The sequence below is a fragment of the Nitratireductor lacus genome (assembly GCF_056431025.1).
The window spans coordinates 35301-47981 of record NZ_JBWKMB010000022.1 but is presented as its reverse complement, the minus strand read 5'-3'; the positions used below and the strand labels follow the sequence as shown (position 1 = coordinate 47981).

Here is a 12681-nt window from a genome sequence, read left to right as displayed (position 1 = left end):
CCCGTCAATAGGTGACCGTCACGACCACCGTATCCACATAGGTTCCCGGCGATGGGGTGTGTTGTGGGGGCACACGTCCGTAGACTGTAAAACTCTGGCCGCTTCCACTGCCGCTGCCGGACACCGTCGTGCCTGCCGTGCTCCCCCAGGGCTGGCTGCGGGCGGCATCCCTGTAGAGACCGTAGATCACGGTTTCCGTTCCCTTCGACATTTCCCGCTGTGTTGGCGGGGCACCCGCATTGCCGCCATCCAGAGAGATCGTGTAGGCACTGCCGGGTGTGCATGTAACGTCGACCTGACCCGTCGCATCGACATTTGTGGCCAGCACGCCCCGTGCACCGAAGTCGACATCCTGGGTGTTCACCTGGCAATTTGCCGGCACCGTCGCTGACACGGTGAACCCTGGCCGCTCGACATTGCCAAGGGACGTGCTGCAGTCGCTGGAAGTGGTGTAGCGGTAGTAAATCTCGACGTCGCTTCCGGAAAATGAGGACAGGTAGGATCCGGGCGGCGCACTTGCCTGGCCGCCAAACAATCGTCCGTAGATTATGACGGTTCCGCTGCCCTGCCCCAGAACACTGAGTGTCAGCGGATATGCCGGCGGCCCCGGCGCAAATGGCCACGAATTTGATCCCCAGACCACACTGCGTCCGGAATCGACGTAGAGCTGGTAGTTGAGCTGGTTGCCGCCAGAAGCCAGTTGCCGCGCTGAAGCCGTTGCACCGCCACTGCCGCTGCCAATTCCCGGGCATATGAGTATGCGCGTCAACGGCAGGCCGGTACAGTTGATGCTCATTGAGGTGGAGCTGTCGGCTGGTGCGCCGGACAGCGTATCGATCTGACCGAAACTCATGCCGGATATGCCAAAGCTGCAGCTTTGTGCTTTCGCATGGCCACTGGCCAGACAGGCGAGTATTGCCGCAGCCAGCACCCGTTTGTTGAGGAAACCTATCTGCATGTGACACCCTGGATTGTCACCTGACTGCCCGGGTCGGGCTCGTAGGAAAATTCTGCGGAACATGACGTGCCGTCCTGTCGTTGAACCGTGAGGGCATTCCGGGCTCGAAGTCCGGTCAGATAGGCCTGACCGTCATAGCCCACGACGAACTCGTCCCCATCGCGTAGCCTGCCGGACAGGCCCACCGGGAGAGGAATGCCATCCGCATCGACCAGCTCCACAAGGGCTGCGTTCGGGGTGTCCGAGACACCGAAATCCAGCACAACACCGCTGCCATATGCAGGCACCACAACTTCTCTGGTGGCCGGCACACTGGCGTCCACCGGGAGATTTTCCGGGTCGATGGACACGGTGTTGCGCTCATAGGAATTCAGACGGGGAACAAGGATCCTGCCCTGCCGATTGGTCCTGCCCACCGGCCTGTTCTGGTGCTTCACGACGACATCGCTCGCCCCGACATCAACAACCGCGAACGCATCGTCAATGCGGTTCGTGGCGAACACGCCTCCGCCGGCCACCACGATGGCCCCATCGACCTGCACCGTCGCCCTGGTTTTATCGTCGTGCTGCTGTATCCCCGCTTCGAACCGCGCAAAGGACGCGCGATAGCTGGCGGATGCCCTGCGGTTCGGCGTTTCTCCTTCAGAGGTGCGGAGCCGCCAGCCGAAACTGCCATTCTCCAGCTTTTCGGATTTGGCGAGTTCGACAAATCCGTTCACGCCATCCGGCCGGCTTTCGACGCCGGAGGTCACATTAACGTCGCCGCCGAGAGGGAATGACACACCGGCGAAGACGCCGAAACTGTCGTCGTCTTCCAGATCCGTGAAGGCACTGGCATAGAGGTTGCCCCTCTCGAATATACGCTGGCTGTATGACAGGCCGAGAATCTGGCTTCTGTCCCCGTCGGCATCCTTCAGATGCGTATAGGAGAGATTGAGACTGGAAAGGTCCAGTGGCATGGGCAGGCCGATGGCGACCTGGTCGACAGCCCGGGGCACGCCCGCGCTGAACACCGGGAGCCCACTTACGGCTGAGACCCGGTCTGCGGTGATCGATGCCACATCCTGATAGGAATCGAACGCGCGCTGGATGCGCCCGTAAAAGCTCCAGTCGTTGTGGCGCAGTTCAAGCGTTGCGTTCACCAGCCCACCTGTCTGGCCGCCGCTGCGGCTTCCCGCGAGCGCAACGGAGGCGGCGCCGTAGGTTCCAAGTGGGAATGCCACTCCCGCGCCTGCATTCACGAGGTCTTCTCCAAGCTCGACATGCCCCTCAAGCGTCAACCAGTTGGTCAGCCCGTAGCGAACGCTGGCGATGCCATAGACGCGTTCGTCATAGTCACCGGATCTGAGGCCGAAATTGCGCCGCGGAAACCCGGCCTCAACCGAGAAGTCGAGCAGGCCTTCGCGCAGGAGCATGCTGGAGGTGTAGAAGGGAAGGGTTGTCACCGTTTCCCGGCCAAACCGATCGCGAAGAACGACGCGCGCTTCGCCGGAACCCGTGAAGACCGGCAGGTTGACCACCCTGAACGGCCCGGACGACACGTCTCCAGAATAGGTTCTGGCGTTTTGCGTATAGATTTCGAGCGTCGAAGGCACGGCGGCAGTCCCGGAGAATGACGGCAGGGGCAGACTGACCAGATCGGGTCGCAATGAAAAATTGCGCCGCATCTGGAGACCGCCGAGATAGACCGGCCTGGTCCAGGACAATCCTCCGGAGATGAAATCCCCCGCCTTGAAGGTGAGCAAGCGCTCCGGGTCGGAATACGCCCAGGTGGTGTTCAATCGGGTGAAGCCGTTGAAAGCACCGTCGGAATACTCAGCAATGAATGACTGGTTCAGTGTTCCGAACCGGCTGAACAAACGGCCATCGAAGCTGCCTGAAACACCCCGAAACAACGCGCCATCGCCTTCGAAAAGCGCGTTCGAACCAGCAAACAGCGCGTAGTTCAGCACCGCGCCAGTGCCTGAGCGGGGCTTGAGCCTCTCCTGATCTGCCGTAACCGAAAGATCGATCACCCTGGGAGCCCGCCCCGCATCGCCGGTCGACACATAAAGCCGCTGTGCGGCTTCATCGAGGCGATAGGTGAGGCCCGGCAGCCTGTCCAGGCTGATGAGGCCGGTGCGATCCTGCGCCTTGGTGCGTGGCCTGATGCCCAGCTCTGCCAGCTCTTCCGGCGACGAAGCCAATTCTCCATCGGATCGATGCACAAAGGCACCGATCAAATCGGTCGGTTCCTCATTGATGAAGACCTCAAGATAGAGTTCCCGGTCCACCGTGCTGGTTGCCCCCGTTTCCAGAGCCGGCGCATCGGTTGCCTGAGTTTCCGCGATTGCGGGCGATGCGACCAGAGCAAGGAGAACGAGGACCGTCAGTCGGCTAGCGAACCGGGACCGTTGCCTCGACAGGTCCAAGATGGCTCTGTGCCCTCAGCGCCGCCGGCCCGCCCCCAACGCTACCGGCACTTCCGATCGGCCATTGCATCGTTGCCCCGCCCAGGACATAGCCGACCAACCCGTCACGTCTTCCTATGCGCCTCGCGCCCTGGCTGATCCTGACGTCCGAAAGCCGGAGCCTGCCAGCTCCATTGTTCCGGGCGACAAGCATCAGTGTCGCTCCACTCCGGCTGACACTCCAGGCAACCTGAGGCGCGCCCGCATTCTCACTTCTGAAGAAGACCGGGATCGAATGCCGGACCACCAGGCTCACCGTTCCGGCCCTCTGGCGGGCCCGGTCCGGCAGTTCATCGACCACCACGCGATAGCTCTCCTCTCCCTGCACGGGATGCCTGGCCACCCGCACAATGCGGAGAACATAGTCGGCTCCAGCAGGCAATTGGGTCGCGGGAGGGCTTGCAACAACGTCCCTGGTCGGCTGGAGTCGGTCGACACCGCCTTCCTGGGTCCATCTGTAGACGCGCACCTGAACGTTGATGGGTCGATTTGCTTCGTTTCGAAGATTGAGAACCGCGGCGCTGTCGGGTGCGATCATGTCGACGGTCGTCGGCGCAACCCTTAGCGAGGCCGCACTCGAAGGCGATAGACCACACAGCGCGAAAAGTGCGATCGCACCGAGGCCTGTAAGCAGGGTTCGCATGGCGTTTTCCCTCCTGGCTAGGGTCAGGACCTAGAGCGCTTTTGCTTTTCGCTGACTCGCGGAGACGCTCTATCTTATTGTTTTGCGCAATTCCGAACGGAAAGCCGATTCCCACTTTTCCTGGAATTGCTCTGGATCAGTACGTAACGGTGACGGTGACGCTATCGGTGTAGGTGCCGGCTCCCGGCGTGGCCTGCGCGGGCACCCTGCCATACACCGTAATTGCCTGAACACTGCCGTCTCCGGTACCGGCAACCGTATCGGTACCGACCGTTTCCCCCCAGTTCTGCGTTCGTCCGGAATCCCGGTAGAGCGCATAGCCGATCGTGGCGGAGGCCGGTCCGGTCATCAGTCGGTTGGTGACGGTCGCGCCACTGCCGGCTCCCGCCCCGAGCCCTACATTGTAAGGGGTGCCGTCAGTGCATTGAACCGAGATCGTGCTGGTCTGGTCAATGTCAGAAGCAATAATGCCTTCAGTGCCAAAATCGAGATCCGTAGCCGACGTGACGAGACACTCGGCAATGATCTGTATCTGGACATTCATCGAGCCAGTGGCGGTGGCTGCGGAAGCCGGCTCTAAGGTTTCTAAAAATACACCCAGGGCGGTCATTGCGAATAGGAAATGAGTTCGCATGCTGTCCCCTCATGGTTCAGCAAACTCCTGAATCAGGAATTCATTCAGCCACCCACCCGCATAGAAGGGCTGCACAACAATTGTAATGATTCGATTAAATCGGCAAACTATTTTATACCTATATTACGACCTGTTCGGCGGTGTTTTTGATTCTTTAGTCTCTTTCTTTGATCATATGTTCAAAGAGATATAAATATTTATTGCAGCGGGGGATCCTGCATCGCTGCAACGATCCGCACGATCCCGGACTGTCCTATTCCGGAAGGATCGCATCCCATGCCGGTGACCGAAGGTTGAAGGCGACACTCGGCGTCACGTTTTGAATGTCGCGCCGGGTTTTCTGCCCGGCGCATCGACGGAAAACCGGTTTCCACTTTTCCTGGGACTGCGCTAAACACGCACCTGTTTCGGCGTCACGCCATATGCCCTTCGAAAGGCCGTCGTGAAGCTTGAAATGTTGTTGTAGCCAGCCAGATGCGCTGCGTGCGAGATCGGGATGCCATCGTCGGCAAGCGCCGTGCGTGCGGCCTCGAGACGCTTCTGCCTAATGAAGTCGAAGACCGTCATCCCGAAATGCGTCTTGAAATGCCGCTGCAGCGTGGACGCGCTGCAGCCAACTTCGCCGGCTATCAGGCCAATGGTGAGTTCCCGGTCCAGATTGCCAATGACAAAATCACGTGCGCGCTCGCAATAACGCAGGCTCATGAGTGTCGGCGCGGGAAGGTGTTCCTTCCTGTCAGCCAGCATTGTGAGCAATGACTGCCACATCAGGTCGAGCCCCTGCGCTCTCAGATAAAGGGAAGTCAACTCGCCCTCCAGCGCAGGCGGTGGATGCATGATCTTCTGAGCCGATTGCACGATGTGCTGGCCGGGCTGAAACGAAAAGTGGGCGAGGTGCTGCGCAAAAAAGCTCTGCAACGCCGATTTCTGCGCCTCATCCCGTGTGTCGAAGAGACGCTGCAACCAGGGTAATGGCGCCGAAATCATGACCTTGCGCAACGGGGTGCGGCTGTCGTTGAAGAAGCGTAATCGGCTGTCCTTGGCCACGTTCAGCAGGAACACAACCGGAGAGCTCGCCTCCTCGGTGCCCGCATCGATGACGAAATGTCTTTCATCGATCACGAAGTGCTGAGCGCCCTGCAAGAGCACCATCAGCATGAATTTCGGCCAGATGCCCAACTCACGCGTATCGGACGTGCAGTTCGACACTCCCTCGATGGCACCGACAAAAAGTTCCTGTGATGTGTACTGCATTCAATGACCCTGACATCGATCCGGCGCAGCCGCACCAGGCCGGTACAATGCCGTTTGCGCCTAAGAAATTGCGGTTCCCGACAAACTCTTTCGGCTCGACTCCTTTTCGCGGCCAAACATATACATGACTAATCTTCTCAAGATTATGCCGTGCCGGTGCGAGAAGCAAGCCCGCCACCTGAGACAGGCGATGGGCGCCCGGCACGGGGCTTGGGAAGTCCGCATGCGAGGGGGCGATTACGGTGGGGTACGGACGCAGCACGGTTGCATCAGCATGCACGCTCTCTGCGCTTCATCCGGTTTCAGCCCGCTGCATCATCAGACTTATGGCCGCCAAGCCGGGGCCAAGCGCTTGCCGGCCGGGATTAACAGGGAAAGAATATGACGTTCACGCGGATACTGCCGCTTACCGGCGTTTCGTTGCTTGCGCTTTCATCGGCATTGCAGGCGCAGGAAAACAGCCCGACCACAACCGTCCTCGATACGATCACTGTCATCAGCGACGGCAAGGAGAATATCGAGGCGACGGGTGGAACCGTCGTCACGCAGGAAGACCTGGAAACCCTGCAACCGACCAATGTTTCCGAACTTTTCACGCGTGAATCCTCGATCAGCGTCTCGGGCGGTGGCGGCCCTTCCAAGCGCATTCACGTCCTCGGGATGGAACAGTCGCACCTGGCTGTCAGCGTCGACGGCGTGCCGCAGACCGCGACAAGCTGGCATCACACGGGCTCCAACGTCGTCGATCCCGTCTTCCTCAAGCGCGTCGAGGTAGAAGCAGGCGCCGCCGCCGCCGATTCCGGCTTTGGCGCGGCAGCGGGTGCGATCCGCTACGAGACCGTCGGCGCACTCGATCTGCTTGAAGACGGAAAGAACCTCGGTGCCCGGCTCGGCCTCTCTTATGGTACGAACGGCCGCGGCTTATCGGGCAGTGCCGCCGGTTATGGCCGGCATGAAGGGTTCGACTGGTTCCTCATGACCCATGGTGCGACCGGCAAGAACTACAAGAACGGCGACGGGCTGGAAATCCTCGGCACCGAGCCTGCAGCCCGCAACATTCTCGCCAAGCTCGGCTATGAAGCAGAAGGCCATCGCATCGAGCTTGGCTATGAGCGCAGCCGCGACAAGGCCGACCGCCTGATCAAGATGAACATGGGGCTCGCCGGCGATACGCTGCATCCGCTCGAGGTCGCGCGGGATGCCGTGAACCTGAAATACACGACCACCGCCCCCACCGACATGTGGGACCCGGAGGTGACGCTCTATTACAGCGAAAACAACTACTGGCGTCCGAACTACCAGAACCGCACCAACGGCAACATGGCCCTGGATGAAGATCTGTTCGGCGGCAAGGTCCAGAACCGTTTCACCTTCGACTACGGCAACATCACCGCTGGTGTCGACTTCGGGCGGCATGGCTATTTCACCGACAATTACGGCAACAACAATCGCCGCTACCGCGACTTCTCGACCTTTCAGCTCGGCGCTTTCGCGCAGGGGCGCTTCGAATTCGACAACGGCTTCAACCTGTCGACCGGCGTGCGCTATGACGGGCATCGCTTCACCGACTGGAACGACCACAAATTCTCCGACAGCGGTGCCAGCGTGAACGCGACGGTTTCCTATAAGTTCAACGACCATTTCGAAGTGTTTGCCGGCGCCTCGCGCACCTGGCTTGGTTATGTGATCGGCGACTATGGCTATGTGCATGCCCGCGACGACAGTTTCGCCACGGACCCGGGCTTCAGCGCCGGCACGGCGCAGAACCTGAAAGTGGGTGCGAATTTCGGCGGCGAGAACTGGAACGCAGGCGTCACCTTCTTCGATACGCGCATTGACGGTCTTCCCGTTTATGAATGGGGAACGGGCGGCACGCTGCACAATTCTCCGGACGAGGCCCGCTCACGCGGTGTGACGCTGAATGCGGGTTACCGTTGGGAGAATACGAAGATCGGCGCCACGTTCACCAAGGCCAAGGTGACAGTGGGCGGTGTTTCAGCACTGCCCAACAGCGGAACGTTCATGCCAATTGGCGACATGGCCACGCTTTACATCGACCATGAGATCCCCGACTACAATCTGAAGCTCGGCGCATCACTGGCATGGGCGGGCAAGATTTCCGACGCGTATGCCACGGCAGAAGGATTTTACGACCAGCCAGCCTACACGGTGGTCAACACATATGCCGAGTGGACACCTCCATCCTATGAAAACATGACCATCCGCGTCGGCGTCGAGAACCTGTTCGATGAAACCTACTTTGAGCGCACCGGTTTTGCCGCAAGCTCGAACCGCGGTGGCATCGAGCCTGTTTATGCGCCAGGCCGCACCTTCACCTTCCACACCGCGGTGAAGTTCTAGTCTCTCCGAAACCGGTAATGCGAAGATCATCTGAAAGGCCGACCGTACGCCACGGTCGGCCTTTTCCATTTGTTCCTCATCAGTCTCGCCGCCTGGACACAGTGCTGTAACAATCCTGTCGCACGCATTCGCTACGACTACCGGCAGATGCCGCCACAGGCGGCTCGATCCAGCCAAACAGCCAGAGGACTGCCGTCATGAACAAGCAGGATATCGTTCGCCTGTCGTGGGACGAATTCGACGAAATGCGCGACCCGCGCCCTGACAACAACGCTTTCGACGCCGTTGTGGAGCGCGCCATTTCGCGTCGCGGGTTCCTGGGCGGTGTGCTCGCCTTCGGTTCCGCCGCAGCCGTTATGGGAACGGGCGTCCTTTCTTCCACGTCGTCTGCAAAGGCGGAGGGTGCAACGTTCAATTTCGAGCCAATCGGGATTGCCACCGATCACGAAATTCACGTTCCTGCCGGTTATAGCTGGAAGCCCCTGGTGCGCTGGGGCGACCCGCTCTTCAAGGATGCAGAAGGCGCCTATTCACCCGAAACGGGCGTGCCGGTCGAGATGTCGGACAGGGTGTTCGGTGAGAACACGGACGGCATGGAGACCTTTGTCGATGGCGACAGGACGATCCTTGCCATCAATTCCGAATATGTGAACCCGAAGATCAATCTCCCCGCAGAAGCGGAAGGCATGCCCCGCAATGCGGACGAGGTGAAACTCCTCAAAAACATGCAGGGCGTGACGGTGCTGGAAATCGCTGACAGTGGCGATGGCTATGCCGTGGTGCTCGACAGCCCCTATAACCGCCGCATCACGCATGAGACGCCGATGACCATGGACGGCCCTGCCGCGGGCTCCGATCTGGTCAGGACCAACGCCGATCCGGAAGGCCGCTCGCCGAAGGGCACCATGAACAATTGCGGCTCCGGCAAGACGCTCTGGGGCACCTATCTGACCTGCGAAGAAAACTTCAACGGCTATTTCGGCACGACAGCCGAACGCGAGGCCACGGAAGGCGAAGTGCGCTACGGTATCGGCGGCGAAGGCCGCTACGCCTATGAAAAATTCGACGAGCGCTTCGACCTGTCCAAAGAGCCCAACGAGCCGAACCGCCACGGCTGGGTGACAGAGATCAACCCGCTCGATCCGGAATCGACGCCTGTCAAGCACACCGCGCTCGGACGTTTCAAGCATGAAAACGCCGAGATGGTGCAGGCTGCCGACGGGCGCGTCGTGGTCTATATGGGCGACGATGAGCGCGGCGAATTCATCTATCGTTACGTATCCAATGGCACCTGGGCCGAAGGCCAGCCGACGGACGGGCTGCTTTCGGACGGCACGCTCTACGTTGCCAGGTTCAATGACGACATGACCGGCGAATGGCTGGCCCTGACGCCGGAGACCACCGGCATGCCGATCGAGGAAATCCTCGTCTTCTCCCGCATGGCCGGATCGAAAGTCGGTGCCACCACGATGGACCGTCCGGAATGGGTGGCCGCCAATCCGCTGCGGGTCGAGGTTTATTGCGCCCTGACCAACAACAAGAACCGCGGCGTCAAGGCCAATGCCGGCGGCGATGAACAGCCCGTCGGCGGCCCCAACCCGCGCGAGACCAACAATTTCGGCCAGATCGTTCGCTGGCGGCCGGAAGGCGAAGACCATGGCGCCGACACGTTCACCTGGGACCTCTACGTCATGGCCGGCAATCCGAAGGCCTACAACAATGTCTATGCCGGCTCAGACAACATCAACGAAGGCAACATGTTCAACTCGCCCGATGGCATGGCTTTCTCTTCCGACGGGATGCTGTGGATCCAGACCGATGGCGACGACAGCAATGAAGGCGAGTTCGAGGGGCAGGGCAACAACCAGATGCTGGTGGGCAATCCCGAGACCGGTGAAATCGCCCGCTTTCTCACAGCTCCGAACGGCGCCGAGGTGACCGGCCTGACCTGGTCGGCGGACAGGAAGGTCGCCTTCGTCGGCATCCAGCATCCGGGCGGCAACTGGCCGGACGGCAATGGAAAGCCACGCTCGGCAGTGATCTCCGTCTGGCGCGAAGATGGTGAAGCCATCGGCTGAGAACCGCCAACACAAATGAATGAACGAGGCAGGGAGCACTGCTCCCTGCCTCTTTTTTTGACGTGACAAAGCGTGACGCGCCTGCCTGCTCTGTGCGCATGAAGCACACGCTTGTGGCCAGACTGTTATGGACGGCTTGACGTCGCCCCATTTCCATCCCACCTGTTTGCCGCCCAATTCTACAAATCACCAACCGGACTGCCAAACGTGCAATCGCTCAAGAGCCTGATCGAATCCCGCCGCTTCGAAGCGGTCATCACCCTTCTCATCATCATCAATGCGGTTACGCTCGGTCTCGAGACCTCCGAGCGGGCCATGGACGCTTTCGGTCCACTGCTCCAGACGCTGGATCAGGCAATTCTCGGCGTGTTCGTCGCCGAGCTTCTGGCCCGCCTTGCCGTTTATCGGCAGAGTTTCTTCCGTGACCCTTGGCGTCTTTTCGATCTCGTGGTGGTGGGTATTGCCCTCGTGCCCGCAACGGCCGGGCTCTCGGTGCTGCGCGCCCTGCGTATCCTGCGCGTTCTGCGGCTGGTCAGCATGGTGCCGTCATTGCGCCGGGTGGTTGGAGGCCTTATTGCGGCCCTGCCGGGCATGGGCTCCATCATGCTGCTTCTGGGTCTCGTCTATTACGTGTTCGCCGTCATGGCCACCAAACTGTTCGGCGCTTCTTTTCCGGACTGGTTCGGCACGATTGGCCTCTCCGCCTACTCGCTGTTCCAGATCATGACCCTGGAGAGCTGGTCGATGGGCATTGTCCGTCCAGTGATGGAGGTCTATCCCCTCGCCTGGATGTTCTTCATCCCCTTCATTGTCTCGACCACTTTCACGGTGCTCAACCTGTTCATCGGTATCATCGTCTCGGCCATGCAGGCCGAGCATGATGAAGAGGCTTCGGCAGAACGCACGGCCCTGCAGGCCGAGCAGGAGATCATCCTCAATGAAATCCGCGCCCTGCGCAAAGAGGTGCAGGCACTGACTGTCGAAAAGGCGCGCGAAGAGCGCTGACCCCTGCGGTCAGCGCATGCGAAAGTGCTTGGAGAGCTTCAGCGACTGGCCCTGATAGTTGGACTTCAGGTCCGCGCCGTAGAGCGCACGGGGGCGTGAGAGCATCCGCTCGTAGACGAGACGGCCGACGATCTGGCCGTGTTCGAGAATGAACGGAACCTCATGGCTGCGCACTTCCAGAACCGCACGGCTGCCGGTGCCGCCAGCGGACGAATGCCCGAAGCCGGGATCGAAAAAGCCCGCATAGTGCACGCGAAACTCGCCCACCAGCGGATCGAAGGGCGTCATCTCGGCAGCGTGGTGCGGCGGCACATGCACCGCTTCCTGCGACACTAGAATATAGAATTCGTCAGGATCGAGAATCAGGCCGCCCGCACCGTCGCCGGTCAGCGGCTCCCAGAAATCCGCGATGTCGTGCTGATCGCGCTTGTCCACGTCGATGAGCGCCGTGTGATGTTTTGCGCGATACCCGATCAAGCCGTTTTCGCCACCACTCAGATCGACCGAAAGCGCGATACCGCCGCCGGTGATGTTGGGGTCGTCCGAAGCGACAAGCGTCTCGCGCGCATGCAGGTCCGCCAGCGCGCTTTCATCGAGCAGCGCCTTGCCGGTGCGGAACCTTATCTGCGAAAGGCGCGATCCGGTGCGCACCACGATCGGAAAGGTGCGTGGGCTAACCTCCATGTAGAGCGGACCGGAATAGCCGGCGGGGATCTTGTCGAACTCCTGCCCGTTGTCGGTCATCACACGGGTGAAGATATCGAGCCGGCCCGTCGAACTCTTGGGATTGGCGGAGGCGGAGATGCCATCTGGCAGATCGAGCCCTTCCAGAAGCGGCACTATGTAAACACACCCGGTCTCCAGCACGGCGCCCTCGCCGAGCGCGATTTCGTGCAGCTTGAGTTTCTCGAGCTTTTCGGAAACGCGGTGGTTCGGCCCCGGCAGGAAGCTGGCGCGCACGCGATAGGCAATGGTGCCAAGCCTCAGATCGAGACTGGCCGGCTGAATCTGGTCGCCATCCAGCGGGTGGGCCGAGGCGAGCGCCCCATTGTCGAACAGTGCCGCAATGTCCTTGTCCGGCAGAATTCCCGCTTTTGCCAACGCCCCTCTCCTTGCACAGGGTTTGATTGAACGAGGTTTAGCGCCGCTTGTCGTTGACGCAAGGCGCCTGAAGGTCTAATGGACCTTTATCCCGTGGTGATTTGGCCGGTCGGCTTGCAGCCACGTTAAAGAAGTCGCTAAAAGGCCGCGCTCGATCACCGGACCGGCATGCGGCTTTTCGCGGCCGGTTTTTTTGT

General features: G+C 60.4%; 9 protein-coding genes and 1 riboswitch. Of the genes, 3 read left to right on the top strand and 6 right to left on the bottom strand.

Features of this window, described 5'->3' with window-relative positions; genetic code table 11:
• Positions 1-4: 4 nt before the first annotated feature.
• The 5 genes from AC07E3_RS17465 to AC07E3_RS17445 form a co-directional block, all read right to left on the bottom strand.
• A complete protein-coding gene (locus AC07E3_RS17465) occupies positions 5-958 on the bottom strand; it encodes a Csu type fimbrial protein (protein ID WP_336072010.1) in 954 nt (317 codons plus the stop codon).
• The gene (locus AC07E3_RS17460; RefSeq protein WP_478363670.1) at positions 949-3363 is read right to left on the bottom strand and encodes a fimbria/pilus outer membrane usher protein; all 2415 of its coding nucleotides are present in this window, start codon (positions 3361-3363) and stop codon (positions 949-951) included. Before AC07E3_RS17460 ends, AC07E3_RS17465 begins: the two co-directional genes overlap by 10 nt.
• Positions 3335-4051, bottom strand: a complete 717-nt coding sequence (locus AC07E3_RS17455) for a fimbrial biogenesis chaperone (RefSeq protein WP_478363635.1) — start codon at positions 4049-4051, stop codon at positions 3335-3337. The genes AC07E3_RS17460 and AC07E3_RS17455 overlap by 29 nt, the downstream gene beginning before the upstream one ends.
• Positions 4052-4187: 136 nt before the next feature.
• Positions 4188-4685, bottom strand: a complete 498-nt coding sequence (locus AC07E3_RS17450; RefSeq protein ID WP_478363632.1) for a Csu type fimbrial protein — start codon at positions 4683-4685, stop codon at positions 4188-4190.
• Positions 4686-5075: 390 nt separating this feature from the next.
• Positions 5076-5843, bottom strand: a complete 768-nt coding sequence (locus AC07E3_RS17445) for a helix-turn-helix transcriptional regulator (RefSeq protein WP_478363668.1) — start codon at positions 5841-5843, stop codon at positions 5076-5078.
• A 477-nt stretch (positions 5844-6320) separates the two neighbouring features.
• Here AC07E3_RS17445 and AC07E3_RS17440 point away from each other — a divergent pair, with 477 nt between their 5' ends.
• The 3 genes from AC07E3_RS17440 to AC07E3_RS17430 all read left to right on the top strand — a co-directional run bounded on the left by AC07E3_RS17440 (position 6321) and on the right by AC07E3_RS17430 (position 11383).
• Complete coding sequence (locus AC07E3_RS17440; RefSeq protein WP_478363630.1) at positions 6321-8300, top strand: TonB-dependent receptor domain-containing protein; 1980 nt, start codon at positions 6321-6323, stop codon at positions 8298-8300.
• Between the two features lie 197 nt (positions 8301-8497).
• Positions 8498-10378 carry a PhoX family protein gene (locus AC07E3_RS17435; protein WP_478363628.1) on the top strand — a complete coding sequence of 627 codons (1881 nt, stop codon included), beginning with the start codon at positions 8498-8500 and terminating at the stop codon, positions 10376-10378.
• 207 nt (positions 10379-10585) lie between these two features.
• A complete protein-coding gene (locus tag AC07E3_RS17430; RefSeq protein WP_478363626.1) occupies positions 10586-11383 on the top strand; it encodes an ion transporter in 798 nt (265 codons plus the stop codon).
• A gap of 9 nt (positions 11384-11392) precedes the next feature.
• Here AC07E3_RS17430 and AC07E3_RS17425 read toward each other — a convergent pair whose 3' ends face one another.
• Positions 11393-12484: a 2'-deoxycytidine 5'-triphosphate deaminase gene (locus AC07E3_RS17425; protein WP_478363624.1), complete on the bottom strand. Its 1092-nt coding sequence runs from the start codon at positions 12482-12484 to the stop codon at positions 11393-11395.
• A gap of 83 nt (positions 12485-12567) precedes the next feature.
• Positions 12568-12645, top strand: a riboswitch (SAM riboswitch).
• The last annotated feature ends 36 nt before the right edge of the window (positions 12646-12681 follow it).